Source organism: Gelidimonas diazotrophica (assembly GCF_055694025.1).
Genome location: NZ_CM146349.1, coordinates 2,896,674 through 2,915,621, shown reverse-complemented (window position 1 = coordinate 2,915,621; position 18,948 = coordinate 2,896,674). Strand labels below are relative to the sequence as shown.

Below are 18,948 nucleotides of genomic sequence, written 5' to 3'. Positions count from 1 at the left end.
TGGCGAGACAAGCATGACCATCCCTTTTTCCGCGTACCCGAACGATCAGCCGGTTGAGACCGATACCGGCCCTTTATCCTGGGTAATAGGTGAAATCCGCGATGCGCTGGGGCGATCCAAAATGGCGCTGCAAGATGCAGTGGTACAGGACGCCGAGTCCAGAACAACCTCGCTGTACCATGCCAAGACCCATTTGCATCAAGCCCACGGCGCCTTGCAAATGGTGGATCTCGATGGCGTGACGATCGTCACCGAAGCCATCGAACAATTGCTGGAGCGTCTGGCGGCGGCCCAAATTACGTTGACGCAAAGCCATGCCGACATCGTCGGCGATGCTTACCAAGCCTTGCTGGAGTATCTGGAGGATGTGTTGTCTGGCGCGCCACAGCAAGCGGTGCGCCTGTACCCTTATCACAAGGCCGTGCTGGAGGCGCTTGGCGCAGCGCGCATCCATCCCGCCGACCTGTTCTTTCCGCAGTTGGCTGATCCGCTCGCATTGCCTGCCATGGATGCGGACCAGATGCGGCAACCGGCATCGGCTGCCTCGTATGCCGGTTTGCGGCGGCGGTTCGAGATGGCTTTGTTGCCATTTCTTAAAAATGGCGCTGCGCCGGCTGACTCCGATAGCGCAGCAGCCATGTGCACAGTTATTGCAGAAATAGAACAGGCGCAAACCGAATCGCAAGTGCGCAGATTCTGGTGGGTGATGCACGGCTTTGCCGAAGCAGTATGTTGCGGCCAGATCCCCATCGGGCACTTCGTCAAGCAACTGTTTGCTTTGCTCAACCTGCAGATCCGGCATCTGGCACAGGGTTCCCCGAGTACTTCCGAGAGCCTGATGCGCGATGCCCTGTTTTTCATCGCGCAGATCGAGCAGCCTTCTGCCGCAGCTCTATTGATACGCGCTACGCATCGCATCGAAGCGCCGATTCCCTCCGATTACGCAGTGCGGTATTACGGCCAAATCGATCTCGAGGCGCTGCGTACCGCCAAGGAAGGATTGGCACAGGCCAAAAGCATGTGGAGCCGGATCGCCGCTGGCGATGCCAGTTTTGCCGAATCTTTCATGCACACAATGGAAACACTGGCCGTGGCCGGTGAAAAACTGAATTCATCCTCACTCGCCAAATTATTGCGCGAACTTAACGGCATCGCCCGCGATGCCGCGCATTCCAGCCCGGAGCACAGTATTTGCCTGGAAATGGCGACGGGCTTGTTATTCGTCGAATATGCACTGGATAACATCAGCCATCTGGGCGCCGATTTTTCCGGGCGTGCCGATGCGCTGTCCGGCCGCTTGATTGCAATTGTCGCCGGAGAGGTGCCTGGCGCGGGTGCGCAATGGCTCGACGAATTGTCCGAGCAAGCCCAGCAGAGACAGACTCTGTGCGTGCTGGCGACCGAAATGCAGGCCAATCTGCGTCAGGTCGAAAAATCGCTGGAGGAATACTTTTTCAATCCAGCCCAAAAAGAATTGCTGCGCAATCTGGAGCCGGCGCTGCACCAGATTGCCGGTGCGCTGGCCATCCTGGACCAGAACGATGCGATGCGCGCCGTCGAGCATACTCAGGCCGTGGTGCGTGGTTTTGCCGAAAGCCCGTCCCACGCGCCGACCGACCGGCAGGCGTATCAGGATGTGGCGCAAAACGTCGGTGCGCTGGGGTTTTTCCTGGAAATGCTGGCGGCAGATCCGCGCGCCGCGCGCAGCCATTTCACCTTCAATGCGCAGGATGGCATTTTCCATGCAAACCTGTTTCAGAAAATTGGCCCAGCGGCGGTCGCCACGCCGCAGGCTCCGGTGGGCGTGACAAGCGCGGCTGCCGCTGTAGTTACCGTGGCTGCCGTGGCTCCGGCCGTTCCGGTCGAGGCGGCGGCAACCGACAGTGAAATTGACGCTGAACTGCTGGAGATATTTATTTCTGAAGCGCAAGAAGTGCTGGCTTTTGTGAATCAGACCTTGCCGCAGTCGCGTCAGGACAGTCATAACCAGGAACATCTGGCTACCATGCGGCGCTCCTTTCACACGCTCAAGGGTAGCGGCCGCATGGTCGGCTTAAGCGTGTTCGGCAACGCCGCCTGGAGTATCGAGCAGGTAATGAATCTCTGGTTGTCCGAAGCGCGCAGCGCCAGCGCCGATCTGTACGCGTTGCTGGACATGGCAGTGCAAGAGTTGCAGACGTGGGTGGCGGAAATCCAGTTGCACGGGCACTCCGGGCGCACTGCAGACGCGCTGGTACAGGCGGCCGAACGCGTGAAAACCGGCCAGGCGCTGGAATTGCCGGCCATCGCCCAGTGCGCCGTTGCAAGCGCCGATTTGCCGGAGGCTTCAGCAGTCGCAGCAATATTGCCGACCCGGTCTGGGGCTACTGATTTGGAGCCGCTGTCGGCCGTGGATTTCGACTTCGATCTCGATCTCGATCTTGAACTGGAACCTAAGCTGAAGCTGCCGCAGGATGCAGGCCAGCCGTGCGAAACGCAGCAGCCGGTTGCAGAGCGCAGCGATGATGCCGAAACAATCAGTCGCGCGCAACAGCCACCGGACGCATCAGCGCCCGAGCCGGAGCAGGCTGCCAGCGTAATCGAGTTCCCGGCCATCGCTGCGATGGATGCGCGGATGGACGATACCGTCAAGAAAATTGGCGATGTCGAGATCAGTGTTCCATTGCACGCTATTTATCTGGCCGAAGCCGATGAAATTGTGCGTTTGCTGTCGAACGATTTTTCCGAATGGCGGCATGAAACCCAGCGCGCAGTCAGTCCGGAAGCGATCAATGCCGCGCATTCGCTGTGCGGTAGTTCAGCCACGGTCGGCTTCAAGGGATTGCACGATCTGGCGCGGGCGCTGGAGAAACTGTTGCAGCATCTGGCGCGGCAACCGGCCTTGTTGGAGACCGAAGAGTTCGACGCTCTCGCTCAATGCGTAGCCCATTGCAAGTCGATGTTGCAGACCTTCGCCCTGGGCGAGATGCCGCCGCTTCCGCTGGCGCAAATACGGCTACTGGAAAGCCTGCACCGCTTGCTTAGACAGCGGCGCGGACCAGCGGACCGCTGTGCGGAAGTAGAAATTGCGCCGCCGGCAGCGCCGGAAGTCTTGCCGGTGCAGCAAGAACAAGTACAAGCCTTGCTTGCCGACGCCGGGGTGCAACCGGGCGCTGCCAATGCGTATGCTGCCAGCGACGCTGCACTGCAGGTCAAGGATGCACTTGACGCCGACCTGTTGCCGGTATTCATCGAGGAAGGACGTGATGTGCTGCCGGAAATCGGTCGCTTGCTGCGCGCCTGGCAACAAGCGCCTACTGACGCCGGATTGCCGCAAGCATTGCTGCGTTCGCTGCATACCATCAAGGGCAGTGCGCGTATGGCTGGCGCGATGCTGCTGGGACAGCATGCGCACGACATCGAAACCCGCATCGACCAACTGATGCAGGCCGGCTCGCCGGGCGCGCTGGCGCTGGACGAACTGCTGGCCAGTCACGATCACAGCCTGCATCTGTTTGAGCAGTTGCAGCATCCGGCACCGGCTGTCGAATCCGCTGTAGTGGCAGCAGAGGCGTCGGCTGAACATGGCGGCAATGCGCTGACTGTCCAGCCCGCAGTCGCGCCGCTGCTAGTCGTGCCGCTGCTATCTCCCGCTGCGCTGCAAGCGCCGCTGGTACGGGTGCGCGCCGACATCATCGACCGCTTGGTGAACCAGGCCGGCGAAGTCTCGATTTCGCGTTCCAGGCTGGAAACCGAGGTCGGCACCTTACGCGGCTCATTGTCGGAATTGACTGAAAACGTCAGCCGCTTGCGCAGCCAGTTGCGCGAAATCGAGATGCAGGCTGAATCGCAGATCATGTCGCTGATGCCGCAATCGGGCGACCGCGAATTCGATCCGCTGGAATTCGATCGCTTCACGCGTCTGCAGGAACTGACCCGCATGATGGCCGAAAGCGTCAATGACGTCGCCAGCGTGCAGCAAAGCCTGACGCGCACGGTAGAAGACGCCAGCACCAACCTCAGCAACCAGGCGCGCCTGACCCGCGATTTGCAGCAAGATCTGATGCTGGTGCGCATGGTGCCGTTTGCCAGCGTAGCCGAGCGCTTGTACCAAGTCACGCGGCAAGCCGCCAAGGAAGTAGATAAAAGGGTCAATCTTGAGATTAGCGGTGCTGCAGTCGAAATCGACCGCAGCGTGCTGGAAAAAATGGCGGCGCCGTTCGAGCATCTGCTGCGCAATGCGATTGTGCACGGGATTGAATCGCGCGAGCAGCGGCGCGCACTGGGCAAGATTGACGCCGGCGAATTGCTGGTGCAGGTACGCCAGGAAGGCAATGAAGTCGTGATCCAGTTTTCTGACGACGGCCGTGGGCTCGACCTGGCGCGGATTCGCGACAAGGCCAGAAGCGCCGGCCTGCTCAGCATGGATGACACGATTTCCGACGCCGATGCGATGGATCTGATCTTTCAGCCCGGCCTGTCGACCGCATCTGAAGTTACCGCGCTGGCCGGGCGCGGTATTGGCCTGGACGTGGTGCACGAAGAGGTGGCCGCCTTGGGTGGCCGGGTGGCGATCAGTTCGGTAGCCGGGCAGGGCGCAAGTTTCACGATTCATTTGCCGCTGACGCTGGCCGTGACCCAGGTGGTTTTGCTGGAGAGCGGCGGCAAAACCTATGCGCTGCCTTCGGCGCTGGTCGAGCAAGTGCAGCAACTGAAAAGCCAGGCGCTGGCCAGTGCCTACAACGAAGCCGGCATAGTCTGGCAGGGCCAGCGGGTGGAACTGCACAATCTGTCGGTCTTGCTGGCTGATGATGCGGCGACCCCGCTGGCACAAAAATATTCGCAGTATTCGCCGCTGATTATCCTGCGCAGTGGCAATGACCGGGTGGCAATCCATGTCGACAAGGTGCTCGGCAACCGTGAAGTGGTGGTCAAGAATGTCGGCCCGCAATTGGCGCGGATGGTGGGGATTGCCGGCGCTACCGTGCTGGGGAGCGGCGAAATCGTGCTGATCCTCAATCCGGTGGCGCTGGCATTGCGTGCGGCCCGGGCCGACCAGCGGGCTCAGCGCCCGACGCGGTCCGATGGATTGGCATCAAGCGGCTTGGGCGCTGTGGCTGAGTTGGCCGAACTGTCCGAACTGTCCGACCCGCAGGCCAGTCGGATCGACGCTCAGGCGACGCAACCAGTATCGGGTTTGCGCACGCAGCGCATCGTGATGGTGGTCGATGATTCATTGACGGTGCGCCGGGTGACGCAGCGTCTGCTGACGCGCGAAGGGTATCAGGTCGCACTGGCCAAGGATGGCGTGGATGCATTGCAGCAGTTGCAGACCATCACGCCGGACGTGATGCTGGTCGATATCGAAATGCCGCGCATGGATGGCTTCGATTTGACCCGCAACGTGCGCAGCGACGAGCGCACTCACCAGATCCCGATCATCATGATTACCTCGCGCACCGCCGACAAGCATCGCAATTACGCAATGGAACTGGGGGTTGACGCCTACTTCGGCAAGCCGTATCAGGAAGATGCGCTGTTGCAAGCGATTGCCGCCCATATCGTGCCAGCGCTGCCGGTGGGCTGATATGGTACCTGCGTCATATCTGTGGCCGGTAATATACATTGGTATGTATTTTTTACGGGCCAATTAAATAATGCGGCGATGCGGTGCTTTTTGCCTATACTCCATGATATTTCAATTTATCATAGTTGTTCTGGCGGCGTATTGTGCTGCCCTGGCGCTGCGTTAACCCTGCTCCTACCGTTACTCCGTCTCCTGCCGTATTAAAACAATGGCGGCATAATGCGCGCCTGCTCGCGCAACTGGTATCGGGCTGCCGCATATTCGGGATAGATCGACGCCACCGTGGCCCAGAAGCGCGGGCTGTGGTTCATTTCGCGCAGATGCGCCAGTTCGTGTGCAATCACATAGTCGATCAGCTCCAGCGGGAAGTGGATCAGGCGCCAGTTGATGCGGATTTTCCGTTGCGAGGTGCAGGAACCCCACTGGGTTTTGGCCGAGCTTAGTCCGAATGAATGGTAGCTCGCGCCGAGTTTTTCAGCGTAGTGCGGCAAGCGCTGGCCGTACAGCCGCCTGGCCTGCGTTTGCAGCCATCGCTGCAAGTGAATTTGCAATTGTTGCTGGCTGGTGTCTGCCGGCAGATGCAGGTGCAGTTCGCCTTTGATCGCATCGAAATCGACCCGCGCGGTTTTGGTATTCCAGATCCGCAGCGTCAGGTGCGCGCCGAGATAAGGCAGCAAGCTGCCGTCGCCCCACGGCAGCTGGGGCTGCAGTTGCGACTGCAGCGCACGCTCGCGGCGTTGTTGCAGTTTGCTGTTGATCCAACCCTGCTTGTCGCGGATCGCATTTTCGATGGCGGCCACGGACAGCCGGTTTGGCGCACTCACGCGCAGTCCCTGATCGTCGATCAGGAATCCGATCGAGCGGCGCTGGGAACGGCGCAATCCATATTCCAGCAACTGGCCGTCGATGGCAATGCTGCGCAGCACGGTAGTCTGGTCGATTTTCTGCACGGTCTTGGGGTGGAGTGGCATAGCGCCGCTATCCCGCGGTGTCATTCCTTGAAATCATTTACTGGCGTAAGCCGCCGGCGAGATAACCCGCATTTCGGTTTCGATCCAGTTTTCCACCAGTTGCAGCAGGCTATCCGGAGTGTGGCCTTCGGGCGAAATCGGCGGCCCGATCGAGACCGTGATGGTGCCGGGTTGCTTGATGAATGCATTCTTCGGCCAGCATTCGCCGGAATTGAGCGCGATCGGCACCACCAGCGCCTTGGTCTGGATCGCCAGCCGGGAGCCGCCGCTCTTGTATTGCCCTTTTTTGCCGACCGCGATGCGCGTACCTTCCGGGAACATGATGATCCACTGGCCATCGGCCAAACGCTTCTTGCCGTGCATGACGACTTGCCGTAAGGCATTCTTGCCACTGCTGCGATCGATCGGGATCATCCGCAACAAGCCCAGCGCCCAGCCGAAAAACGGCACGTACAGGAGTTCCTTCTTGAATACGAATACCAGCGGGCGCGGCATCATGCACAGCAAAAAAATCGTTTCCCAGGCCGATTGATGCTTGGGCATCAGGATCACCGGCGCATCCGGCAGGTTTTCCCAGCCCTTGAAGCGGTAATGGATGCCGCACACCACTTTTGCCAGCCAAATGGCGAATACATTCCAGCGCGAAGTGACGTAATAACGCCGGTTATACGGCAGCGGCGCGGCCAGCAGGCAGACGCAGGCCCAGACCGGCGTCACCAGCAGGATGACCAATACAAAAAACAGTGAACGCAAAAACAAGGTGGTGCTGCGTAACATCGTGTCTCCAAAAAAAGGGGAAGATTTAGGCCAGCGGCGGAATTACGGCGGCGTCTTTATTGGCGGCCGTGGAGGCTGCAGTAGCTGCAGTCGCATCCAGCAAGCCATCGACTGCTGCGGCCAGGTCCGGGTAAATCAGGGTGTCCGGCGGCAGGCCGTCATCAAGCTGGGTTTTTGTGCCTTTGCCGGTCAGCACCAGATACGAGATGCAGCCGCAATTGAAGCCGGCTTGCAAATCGCGCAGCGAATCGCCGATATTGGGAATGCCTTTCAGGCTGACTTCGTAGCGCCTGGCGATTTCTAAAAACATGCCGGACTTCGGTTTGCGGCAGTCGCAATTGTCGCTGGCTGCATGCGGGCAAAAGAAAATCGCATCGATTTCAGCCCCGACTTCCTGCGCTGCCATGTGCATTTTCTGGTGAATCGCATTCAGCGCATTCATGTTGAACAAGCCGCGCGCAATGCCGGACTGATTGGTGCAGACCACCACCTGGTAGCCGGCCTGGTTCAAGCGCGCGATCGCCTCCAGAGAGCCGGGGATCGGTTGCCATTCGTCGGCTGTTTTGATGAAATTGGCGGAGTCGACATTGATGACGCCGTCGCGGTCGAGGATTATCAGTTTCATAGCCAAATCTTTCGCTTAAGCCAGTTTTGAAATGTCCGCCACCCGGTTCATCATCGCGTGCAATGCGGCCAGCAGCGCGATGCGGTTGTTACGCAGTTGCAGGTCGTCGGCCATCACCATCACCGAGTTGAAGAAGGCATCGACGTCGTCGCGCAACTCGGCCAACAACTTCAGGGTGAGAGTGAAGTCGCCGGCGGCGAATGCGTTGTCCACCTGCGGCTGCAACGCGGTCATGGCGGCGTGCAATGCTTGTTCGGCGGCTTCGCTTAACAAATTTTGTTGCACCTGGCCGGGCACGATGTCGGTTTTCTTCAGGATGTTGGTGATGCGCTTGTTGGCTGCCGCCAGCGACGCTGCTTGCGGCAGCGCGGCGAAGGCTTGCACCGCTTCCAGGCGCTCTATGATGTTGTCCAGCGTGTCCGGGTTTTGCGCTACCACTGCTTCGATTTCGTTGGGCGTAAAGCCCCGCTCGCGCAGCAAACCGCGCAAGCGATCCAGCAGGAAGACGGTGATATCCGCGGTCGCCAGCTTGAAATGCGGGTTGTAGGCGAATAGTGCGGCGCTATCTGACAATAGCGTATGGATCGATAGCGGCAGGCGTTTTTCCAGCAACATGCGCAATACGCCCAGCGCGTGGCGACGCAGCGCAAACGGGTCCTTGTCGCCGGTCGGGTGCAGGCCGATGCCCCAGATGCCAACCAGAGTTTCGAGCTTGTCGGCCAGCGCCACCGCAGTGCCGGTTGGGGTCGCAGGCAAGGCGTCGCCGGCGAAACGCGGCTGATAATGCTCGCTGGCGGCCAGCGCGACTTCTTCGTGCTCGCCGTCGTGACGGGCATAGTAGGTGCCCATGATGCCTTGCAACTCAGGAAATTCGCCCACCATGTCGGTCAGCAGATCGGTTTTCGCCAGCAGCGCGCCGCGTTCCGCCAGTGCTACGTCGGCGCCGAGTGCTAGTGCAATCTGGCCTGCCAGCGTCTTGACGCGTTCGCTGCGTTCGGCCTGGGTGCCGAGTTTGTTGTGATACACCACGTTGGCAAGGCCAGGCAGGCGTTCGGCCAAGGTTTTTTTCTGGTCTTGCTCAAAGAAAAATTTGGCATCCGACAAGCGCGGCCGCACCACCCGCTCGTTGCCGCCGATGATGTGCTGCGGGTCGCTGGTTTCGATATTGGAGACGATCAGAAAGCGTGAGCGCAGCTTGCCGTGGCTATCGGTCAGGGCAAAATATTTCTGATTGGTCTGCATCGTCAGGATCAGGCATTCCTGCGGCACGCTCAAAAATTGCGGCTCGAAATGGCATTCATAGACTACCGGCCATTCGACTAGCGCGGAGACTTCATCGAGCAGGGTTTCCGGCATCAGCACCCGGTCGTCGCCTGCTTTGTCCAGCAGCGCGGCGCGGATTTTTTCTTTGCGTGCAGCAGGGGCGGCAATGACCTTGCCTTGCGCTTCCAGCGTGGCGGCGTAACTGTCGGCGTTCGGGATGCTGATTTCGCCCGTCGTCAGGAAGCGATGGCCCAGCGTCTGCGCGCCGGCGGCCAGGCCCAGGGCTGCGATTGGCACCACTGCGCTGCCGTGCAGTGCGACAATTTTATGCACCGGACGCACGAACTGCACGGTGCTGCCGTCGGGGCGCTGATAGCTCATCAATTTAGGAATCGGCAACTTGGCGATCGATTCGTCCAGCGCTGCCTGCAATCCGCCATGCAGCGCCGAGCCGCGTGCGGTGTGGGTGTAGAAAAAGCTTTCCGTCTTGCCGTCCGGCGCGCGCTCCAGCGCATCGATGCCGATCTCAGGGAAGCCCAGCGCCGCCAGTTTTTTGGACAGTGGCGCGGTGGCTTGGCCGCTGGCATCGAGCGCGACGCCTACCGGCAGCACTTTTTCGCGGATCGATTTGTCCGGTGACGTGGCGCGCACTTGGGTGATCGTGACCGCCAGCCGGCGCGGCGAGGCAAAGGTGGTGGCGACTGCGCTGGCGTCGAGAAAATCGCGGGTGCGCAAGCCGTTGAGAATTCCGGAGGCAAACGCAGCGCCCAGTTTGGCCAGCGCTTTCGGCGGCAGTTCTTCGGTAAGCAGTTCGACTAACAGTGTCTGGTTCATTTTTTTGCCATCCTCCCGGTTGGCCCGGGAAGCGCGTATTGAAGGAGTGGGTGGGTGGGCGTACAGCGTGCCCACGTTTCTATGGCAGCCTAAATAGCCTAAGCCGCTTTGCGGCCATCGCCGCACATCGGGAAGCCGAGCTTCTCGCGCGAGTCGTAATACGCTTGCGCCACGCCGCGCGACAGGTTGCGGATGCGGCCCATGTAAGCGGCGCGTTCGGTGACCGAAATCGCGCCGCGTGCGTCCAGCATGTTGAAGCTGTGCGCAGCTTTCAGAATCATTTCGTAGGCCGGCAGCGTCAGCGGCACTTCCAGCAAACGCTTGGCTTCGGCCTCGAAGCTGGAAAACAGCGAGAACAGGAATTCGGTATTAGCGTGTTCGAAGTTGTAAGTCGATTGCTCGACTTCGTTTTGATGGAACACGTCGCCGTAGGTCAATTTCTTGGTGATGCCGTGCTCTTCCCATTCGGTCCAGACCAGGTCGTAGACGTTTTCCACCCCTTGCAGATACATCGCCAGCCGTTCGATGCCGTAAGTGATTTCGCCCAGCACCGGCTTGCAATCAAGTCCGCCGACTTGCTGGAAATAGGTGAATTGGGTTACTTCCATGCCATTCAGCCAGACTTCCCAGCCCAGGCCCCAAGCGCCCAGCGTCGGGTTTTCCCAATCGTCCTCGACAAAACGCACGTCGTTTTGCTGCAAATCCAGTCCCAGCGCCTTGAGTGAGCCGAGATACAAGTCGATGATATTTTCCGGTGCCGGTTTCATCACCACTTGATATTGGTAGTAATGCTGCATGCGGTTCGGGTTTTCGCCGTAGCGGCCATCCTTGGGACGGCGCGACGGTTGCACATAGGCGGCGCGCCATGGCTCGGGGCCAATTGCGCGCAGGAAAGTCGCGGTGTGCGACGTGCCGGCGCCGACTTCCATATCGTAGGGTTGGAGCAGCGCGCAACCTTGCGCGTCCCAATATTCTTGCAGCTTGAGGATAATTTGTTGGAATGTAAGCATGTTGTGATTCTCTAGCCGCACGGCGTCGCGCCGCGCTCAGGGTGAATGGGGTGAATAATAAGCGGGTAAGCCCGCCAAACCATGAATTTTAACGGGTTTTAATCGGCTTATGCGCGATTGCGCCGGTTTTTACGGCTGGTGAGCCAGCCCGTGACTAGCGCCAGCGCCGCCAGCAACAGCATGGCTGCGTTGCCGGCCAGAATATAAGGCGTCATGCCCTGCATTCCTTGCACCGTGGCCGACAACGTGCCGCGTTGGTAGGGTTGCAGTTGCGCGGTGATGCGGCCTTGCGGGTCGATGATGGCGGTGGTGCCGGTATTGGTGGCGCGCAGCATCGGACGGCCGGTTTCCAGTGCGCGCATTTGCGAGATTTGCAAATGCTGCGGCAGCGCGATGGTGTCGCCGAACCAGGCGATGTTCGAGACATTGAGCAGCATGGTGGCCACCGGCGCACCGGCGAAGTGGTTGGCGGCCAGCTGGCCGGCGATTTCTTCGCCGAACAAATCTTCGTAGCAGATATTCGGCAGCAGCCATTGGTCCTTGACCGCGAACGGCGCCTGCACCACCGGGCCGGAACTGAAATCGCCCAGCGGAATGTGCATCAGGTCGACGAACCAGCGAAAGCCGGTCGGGATGAATTCGCCGAATGGCACCAGATGGTGCTTGTCGTAGCGATAGGTGGTGACGGTGGCAGCGCTGCGCTCGGGCGCGATGCCGATCACGCTGTTGGCATAGCGTTGCGGGCCGTCGCTGACCGGTATCCCAATGGCCAGATGGCTACCGGAGCGCTGGGCAAAATCGGACAAAAGCGGCAGATATTCGGGCGGCAATTGCTGTACAAACAGCGGGATTGCGGTTTCCGGTGTGGCGATCAGGTCGGCCGGCGCAGCGCTGATCAGGTCCCGGTACAGCGCCAGCGTTGTGTCGATTTGTTCAGGCGCAAATTTCATTGCCTGCGCCACATTGCCTTGCAGTAGCCGGACCGTGATCGGCTGACCGGCCGGGCTGGTCCAGCGCACCGTTTTCAGGCCAAGCCCGGCTACTAGCAGCAGCAGTGCCAGCGCCAATGTGCGGATCGAAAACAGCGTCAGGCAGCCGGCGATCAGGGCCGAAATCCAGGCCAGTCCGTAGACGCCGATCAGCGGTGCATAACCAGCCAGCGGGCTGGCGGTATGCGCATAACCGGACGAAACCCAGGGCAGACCGGTGAAAATCCAGCCGCGCAGCCATTCGGTCAGCGCCCATAGCGCCGGGAATATGAGTAGCGCCACGCAGGTCGGCGCAGCTTGCCAGCGCTGCCGCAGCCATGCACTGAGGCCGAACGCCAGCGCCGCGTAACTGCCCAGAAACAGCGCCAGCAGGATCACTGCCAGCGCTGCGATTGGCGCTGCCATGCCGCCGAAATCGTGCATGCTGATATACAGCCAGTAGACCCCGCACCCGGTCCAGCCGAAACCGTAAGCCCAGCCGATCAGCGCGCCGTGTTTGCAATTGCTGGCGCGCAACGCCAGCGGCAGCACCGCAGCCAGCGACAGGATTTGCAGCGGCCACAGGCCGAAAGGCGCAAATGCCAGTATGTTTAGTGCGCCTGCCAGCAGTGCCAGCAACATGGATCGATAGAGTGGCACGCGATGAGGTCCGGTTTGAGTAATGAAAGAGTTGCGGGAAGAGTTGCGGGAAGAATTGCGTAATGAAAATCGCCCCACAACGCAGGTTTGTTGCGGCTGCAATAGGGCATTTGCCGGATTTTTACTGATTTTTATACTAGCGTATGTATTTTTACTTGCCGCATATAATCATTGCGGAAAGTGATGTATTTTAATGCATACTCCAGCAATATTTTTATTTCTATGGGGCTGGTTCAGGCTTCCGGCGGCACTTCGGTAGTGCCGAAAACATCGGTGTAAGCCGGGTAGAACGAGCAATACATGATGACGGTCAACACCACCGACAGCGGCAGCAAGATCATCATGACAACGGCCGAGCTGCCCAGCAGGAGGACGGCGAACAGACTAACTATGGTCGGGAACACGATGCCGATGACGCCCCATGCCAGGCCAAACACCAGAAACGGTTTGCCGGTGCGGAAGACCGCGAAGAAACTATAAAACAGCGCCTTGACGACGCCCATCTTGTGCCACGCCACCAGCGGCGCCGCATACCAGAATGCCATCGAAACCGGCACATACAGCAGCGCGGAAAGCAGCATTCCAGACGCCATGTCGGAGTTTTGTACGGTTTTCGGATCGAGTGCGGTCTGGCCGGTAATGACGTTCCAGAATACGCCGCCGTCGATCAGGCTGGATGCGCCGGCAGCGGCGGCAGCAGCGAGCAGGTACAAGGCACCCAGTATCAGCAGGTTTGCGACTGCCGGCGAGCGAAATCCGGTCAGCAGCAAGCCAGGCGTGATGCGCTTGTCGTGTTCGATATTCACACAAGCCTGCAGGAACGCGAGCGAAAATGCCGGCACCAGCATCAGCGGCAGCACCTGACCGACAAACGGGATGATGCCGATTGCCAGCATCAAGAACATATACGCCAGGAACAGCATCGACATTTCTGCCGGTTGCTTGCGGAACAACGCGAAGCCCTGTTTGATCCATTGCAGGCCGGTTGCGGCGGGGAGTTTTTCCATAATCAATACAATGCCGGTGCGGGATGGGCGATGCGCAGGCGCAAGATCCGCTCGAAATGCGTCGGGTCATGCGGCGTCAGCATTTCTGCAGCGCGCGGCAGATGGGTGTCGTACAGGCGCGACAGCCAGAAACGCAGCGCGCCGGCCCGCAACATCGGTTGCCAGGCAAGCTGCTCGGCGGCAGTAAACGGGCGCACCGCATGATAGGCGTCCAGCAGCGCGCGCACCCGGGCCGCATCGAGCACTCCGGTTTCCGGGTCGATGCACCAGTCGTTGACCGTCACCGCAACGTCGAACAGCCAGCGCTCGCAGCCGGCGAAGTAAAAGTCAAAGATGCCGCTCAGAGTGTCGCCGACGAACATCGCATTGTTGCAAAACAGGTCGGCGTGGATAGCCCCGTGCGGTAATTGCGAATAAGCGGCAGAAGCAGCGAAGGCCGACTGAAAATGCATCTCCGCGCGCAGCAGGTGGGCGTTATCGTCTGACAGAAAGGGCAAGACCGCCGGCGTGGTGGCATTCCACCAATCCAGGCCGCGCAGATTCGGCTGCGTCAGCGGAAAATCCTGCGCCGCCAGATGCATTTTTGCCATGGCTCTGCCAACTTCGGTGCAATGCACCGCTTGCGGCGCCAGTTGGCAGCTGCCAGCGAGCTTGGTCACGATCGAGGCCGGTTTGCCGTGCAGGCGGTGCAGGATTTCGCCCTGCCGATTGGCAATCGGCTCCGGCACCGGCATGCCGTGCTGCGCCAGGTGTCGCATCAGTTGCAGGTAAAACGGCAACTGTTCGAAGCTGAGTTGCTCAAAAATGGTGAGGACGAATTCGCCTGCTTCTGTGGTGAGGAAAAAATTGCTGTTTTCGATACCGGATGAAATGCCTTCGATTGCAAGCGCTCGGCCGAGTGGGAATTGCTTAATCCAGTCGGAGAGGTCATCCAGTGTGACCGGGGTAAATACTGCCATGGGAATGAAATGAAGATAAGGTAAAAGACGGGATCAATCGGATACAAATGAAATGACGCGGCAGCAGCCTGCCGGACTTAGGATGTTTTGCAGCCGATTCTTCCTAAGTCCGACAGACTCCTGTGCGCGTCATTTTGCTGGTGCGGCAGGTTTCACTGCGGGCGGCGCTTTGGCGGCCGGCGCAGTGGTTCCTGCATTTTTGGCTTCAGCCGCCGCTGCCGCTGCCGCAGCAGCCGCTGCTTCAGCCGCTTTCTTTTTCTTGAGGCCCATATCGAACTCAATCACCGGCCATTGCGCCGCGCGCATCTCCTTGCTTTGGCCGTCGCCGCGCAGGGCGCTGCCGGCTGGATCGACCGGTTTCAGGTAATAGGTGCTGTTGCCGCTTTTGACCTCGACTTCTGTGACTTTGCCTTGCTGGCGTTTTTCGGTGATTTTCTTTTCCGTACCCGGCGGGGTGATGGAAATCGCAGGCGGCTCGCCTTCCTCCAGTTTTTCCATCACGGGCGGCTGTTGTGCTGGCTGTTGCGCGCTCACCAGTAAAGGCATTGCGCAGGCGGCAATGCCGCATCCGACGGTGATCCAGACTTTTGATAGTCGCATGATAATAAGGCCGGTTGGCGTGAAATGAACGGGAAATGTTCTAGTAAAGATAGCAGTGTCGCCGATTGTAGCAAACAGAGTCTGTCGCGCTCAAGAATGGATTACAAATACAGCATTTTTTGTCGCTCTTCTTCCGACAGTTCAATATCGCGCGCTTCATAGAAAGCAAAGATGGCGTCGACGATATTGGACGGTTCATCGATCAGATGGATCAGGTCGAGGTCTGTTTCATTGATTACGCCGGCAGTCAGCATGGTCTCGCGCAACCAGCCCAGCAAGCCGCGCCAGTACGTGGTGCCGACCAGGATGATCGGCATCGGGCGTGATTTTCCGGTCTGGATCAGGGTCAGCGCTTCACTCAGTTCGTCCAGTGTGCCAAAGCCGCCGGGAAACACTACATAGGCATCGGCATACTTGACGAAAGCCACCTTGCGCGCAAAAAAATGCCGGAAACTGATCGAGATGTTTTGCCACGCATTACGGGTTTGCTCGTGCGGCAGCTCGATATTCAGGCCGACGGACGGCGATTTACCCTCGAACGCGCCCTTGTTGGCGGCTTCCATGATGCCTGGGCCGCCGCCCGAAATCACCGCAAAGCCGGCATCCGACAAGCGCCGGGCGACATCGACGCACTTGATGTAGTACGGGTTTTCCGGCGTGAGCCGGGCGGAGCCGAAGATCGAAACCGCCGGCCGTAGCTCGGAAAGCCGTTCGGTGGACTCAATAAACTCTGCCATAATCGTGAACATATGCCACGATTCGCGCGCTTTTTGCGAGGTGGCGCGTTCCTTGTCCGTCACCTGCCGCAAGCGCAGCACCCTTTTCCCAATTTCTTCCATATGCATAAAACCCTGTTATTAGTCGACGGTTCCAGTTATCTGTATCGCGCCTTTCATGCCTTGCCCGATTTGCGCAACGCCGAAGGGGCGCCGACCGGCGCCATGTACGGCATGATCAACATGCTGCGCCGCTTGCGCCACGATTATCCCGCAGCATACATGGCCTGTGTCTTCGACGCCAAAGGCAAGACCTTCCGCGACGACCTGTATCCGCAGTACAAGGCGCAGCGCGCAGCGATGCCGGAAGATCTGGTGCGCCAGATCGCGCCGATCCATGCAGCAACACGGGCCATGGGCTGGCCGATCCTGATGATAGAAGGCATCGAGGCCGACGACGTGATCGGCACGCTGGCGGTGGAGGCGGTAAAGCACGGCATGGATACCGTGATCTCGACCGGCGACAAGGATCTGGCGCAACTGGTCAACGACCATGTGATGCTGATTAATACCATGAGCAACGAAAAACTCGACCATGCCGGCGTAGTCGCCAAGTTCGGCGTGCCGCCGGAGCGCATCGTCGATTACCTGAGCCTGATCGGCGACACCGTCGACAACGTGCCGGGCGTATCCAAAGTGGGGCCGAAAACCGCACTTAAATGGCTGGCCGAATACGATTCGCTGGAAGGCGTGATGCAAAACGCCGCCAATATCAAGGGCGTGGTTGGCGAAAATCTGCGCACTGCGCTGGAATGGCTGCCGCAGGCCAAGGTGTTGGTAACTGTCAAGACCGATTGCGATCTGTCGGCGCAAATGAAGAACATTTCCGAATCGCTGCAACAATTACCCGAAGACCGGGAAGCGATGCTGGCCTTGTTTTCCCGCTACGGCTTCAAGAGCTGGCTGCGCGAGTTGAGCAGTCAGCTGACCGATCAGGTCGGCCAGAGCGCCACGCCAACCGGGCCGAATGTCGTTACCGCCTCGGCACCGGCGGCAGTCGAAAAACAATACGAAACCGTGCTCACTGAAGCCGACCTGGAGCGCTGGCTGGCGACGATTTCGGCTGCGACGCTGACTTCGCTCGATACCGAAACCACTTCGCTGGAGCCGATGCAGGCGCGTCTGGTCGGCATCTCGCTATGTTGCGTGGCCGGGTGCGCCGCCTACATTCCGCTGGCGCACAGTTATCAGGATGCACCGCAGCAATTGTCAACCGAATTCGTGCTGTCCCGACTGAAACCGTGGCTGGAAGATGCCGGCCAGAACAAAGTCGGCCAGAACCTGAAATACGACAGTCATGTATTTGCCAATCACGGCGTGATGCTGCGCGGCATCCGTCACGACACGCTGCTGCAGTCGTATGTGTTCGAGTCGCACAAGGCCCACAACATGGACAGTCTGGCGCTGCGCCACCTGAACCACAAGACCATCAGCTTCGCCGACGTCTGCGGCAAGGGCGCATCCCAAATCTGTTTTGACCAGGTCGAGATTAGCGTTGCCACCGAATACGCGGCCGAAGACGCCGACATCACGCTGCAACTGCATCAGGCGATGTGGCCGGAAGTCGAAGCCGATGCTGGCCTGACCTTCATTTACGAAAAAATCGAATTGCCGACCGCAGTCACGCTGCAAAAGATCGAACGCAACGGCGTGCTGATCGATGCCGAACTGCTGGGCCAGCAATCGAACCAACTCGGCAAGCGGATGCTGGAACTGGAACAGAACGCTTACGAATTGGCCGGTCAGCCGTTCAACCTGAATTCGCCGAAGCAGCTGGGTGAAATCTTCTTCGATAAATTGAAATTGCCGGCGCTCAAGAAAACCCCATCCGGCGCGCCCTCAACCGATGAAGCAGTGCTGCAAAAATTGGCCGAGGATTATCCGCTGCCTAAAGTGTTGCTTGAATACCGCGGCCTGGCGAAGTTGAAATCGACTTACACCGACAAGCTGCCGAAGATGGTCAACCCGCAGACCGGGCGCGTGCATACCAATTATGCGCAAGCGGTGGCGGTGACTGGCCGGCTGGCGTCAAACGACCCGAATCTGCAAAACATTCCGATTCGCAGCGTCGAAGGGCGGCGCATCCGCGAAGCCTTCATCGCACCAAAGGGCAGCGTGATCGTATCGGCCGATTATTCGCAGATCGAGTTGCGGATCATGGCGCATATCTCCGGCGACACCAACATGCTGCGCGCCTTTGCCGCTGGCGAAGACATTCACCGCGCCACCGCCGCCGAGATTTTCGGTGTTACGCCGCTGGAAGTATCGAGCCAGCAGCGCCGTTACGCCAAGGTCATCAACTTCGGCCTGATTTACGGCATGAGCGCGTTCGGCCTGGCCGGCAATCTCGGCATCGAGCGCGCTGCCGCGCAACAATATATTGATAAATATTTTGCCCGCTTTTCCGGCGTCAAGCGCTTCATGGACGACACCAAGCTGGAAGCCAAGTCGCGCGGCTATGTCGAAACCGTGTTTGGCCGCCGTTTGTGGCTGCCAGAGATCAACTCCCCGAATGGTCCGCGCCGCCAGGGCGCCGAACGAGCCGCGATCAATGCGCCGATGCAGGGCACTGCCGCTGACCTGATCAAGCTGGCGATGGTGGCAGTGCAGGACTGGCTGGAACAGAGCCGGATGCAATCGATAATGATCATGCAGGTGCACGATGAACTGGTGCTGGAAGTGCCGCAAGCTGAACTGGCTACCGTGCGCGATAAATTGCCCGCGATCATGGCCGGCGTGGCTAAGCTGAAAGTGCCGCTGATTGCCGAAGTTGGCGTCGGCAACAACTGGGATGAAGCGCATTGATAGCGTGTGATTGACCGTATGAAATCGCAAGTTTTGTAGGTCGGGTTAGCGGCTTCATCGCGTAACCCGACATTTACAGCTGAGGATGTCGGGTTACGCTATCGCTAACCCGACCTACGATGCTTTA

At 59.3% G+C, this 18,948-nt stretch carries 12 protein-coding genes; 2 read left to right on the top strand and 10 right to left on the bottom strand.

Translation table 11 applies throughout. The annotated features are described in order from the left end of the window. Positions 1-13: 13 nt before the first annotated feature. The gene (locus tag KGFNPO_RS13525; protein WP_472631766.1) at positions 14-5,566 is read left to right on the top strand and encodes a hybrid sensor histidine kinase/response regulator; all 5,553 of its coding nucleotides are present in this window, start codon (positions 14-16) and stop codon (positions 5,564-5,566) included. 200 nt (positions 5,567-5,766) lie between these two features. On the opposite strand, the gene KGFNPO_RS13520 is transcribed toward KGFNPO_RS13525, so the two are convergent. The 10 genes from KGFNPO_RS13520 to KGFNPO_RS13475 form a co-directional block, all read right to left on the bottom strand. Then, positions 5,767-6,537 carry a M48 family metallopeptidase gene (locus KGFNPO_RS13520; RefSeq protein ID WP_472631765.1) on the bottom strand — a complete coding sequence of 257 codons (771 nt, stop codon included), beginning with the start codon at positions 6,535-6,537 and terminating at the stop codon, positions 5,767-5,769. A 33-nt stretch (positions 6,538-6,570) separates the two neighbouring features. After that, on the bottom strand, positions 6,571-7,314 hold the full coding sequence (locus tag KGFNPO_RS13515; RefSeq protein ID WP_472631764.1) for a lysophospholipid acyltransferase family protein: 744 nt from the start codon (positions 7,312-7,314) through the stop codon (positions 6,571-6,573). Between the two features lie 25 nt (positions 7,315-7,339). Continuing rightward, complete coding sequence (gene gmhB, locus KGFNPO_RS13510) at positions 7,340-7,939, bottom strand: D-glycero-beta-D-manno-heptose 1,7-bisphosphate 7-phosphatase (protein ID WP_472631763.1); 600 nt, start codon at positions 7,937-7,939, stop codon at positions 7,340-7,342. Positions 7,940-7,954: 15 nt separating this feature from the next. Next, the gene (glyS, locus tag KGFNPO_RS13505; protein WP_472631762.1) at positions 7,955-10,036 is read right to left on the bottom strand and encodes a glycine--tRNA ligase subunit beta; all 2,082 of its coding nucleotides are present in this window, start codon (positions 10,034-10,036) and stop codon (positions 7,955-7,957) included. Positions 10,037-10,134: 98 nt separating this feature from the next. Continuing rightward, a complete protein-coding gene (gene glyQ / locus KGFNPO_RS13500) occupies positions 10,135-11,046 on the bottom strand; it encodes a glycine--tRNA ligase subunit alpha (RefSeq protein ID WP_472613464.1) in 912 nt (303 codons plus the stop codon). Positions 11,047-11,153: 107 nt separating this feature from the next. Continuing rightward, complete coding sequence (lnt, locus tag KGFNPO_RS13495) at positions 11,154-12,656, bottom strand: apolipoprotein N-acyltransferase (RefSeq protein WP_472634482.1); 1,503 nt, start codon at positions 12,654-12,656, stop codon at positions 11,154-11,156. Positions 12,657-12,907: 251 nt separating this feature from the next. Continuing rightward, the gene (locus KGFNPO_RS13490; RefSeq protein ID WP_472631761.1) at positions 12,908-13,681 is read right to left on the bottom strand and encodes a BPSS1780 family membrane protein; all 774 of its coding nucleotides are present in this window, start codon (positions 13,679-13,681) and stop codon (positions 12,908-12,910) included. A 2-nt stretch (positions 13,682-13,683) separates the two neighbouring features. Continuing rightward, entirely contained in the window at positions 13,684-14,640 is a 957-nt protein-coding gene (locus tag KGFNPO_RS13485; RefSeq protein ID WP_472631760.1) for a homoserine kinase, read from the bottom strand. Positions 14,641-14,769: 129 nt separating this feature from the next. Further along, complete coding sequence (locus tag KGFNPO_RS13480; RefSeq protein ID WP_472631759.1) at positions 14,770-15,240, bottom strand: DUF2782 domain-containing protein; 471 nt, start codon at positions 15,238-15,240, stop codon at positions 14,770-14,772. A 101-nt stretch (positions 15,241-15,341) separates the two neighbouring features. Next, positions 15,342-16,079, bottom strand: a complete 738-nt coding sequence (locus KGFNPO_RS13475; protein ID WP_472634481.1) for an LOG family protein — start codon at positions 16,077-16,079, stop codon at positions 15,342-15,344. On the opposite strand from KGFNPO_RS13475, the gene polA reads away from it, so the two are divergent. Beyond that, on the top strand, positions 16,080-18,821 hold the full coding sequence (gene polA / locus KGFNPO_RS13470) for a DNA polymerase I (RefSeq protein WP_472631758.1): 2,742 nt from the start codon (positions 16,080-16,082) through the stop codon (positions 18,819-18,821). It begins immediately after the preceding gene. Positions 18,822-18,948: the final 127 nt, after the last annotated feature.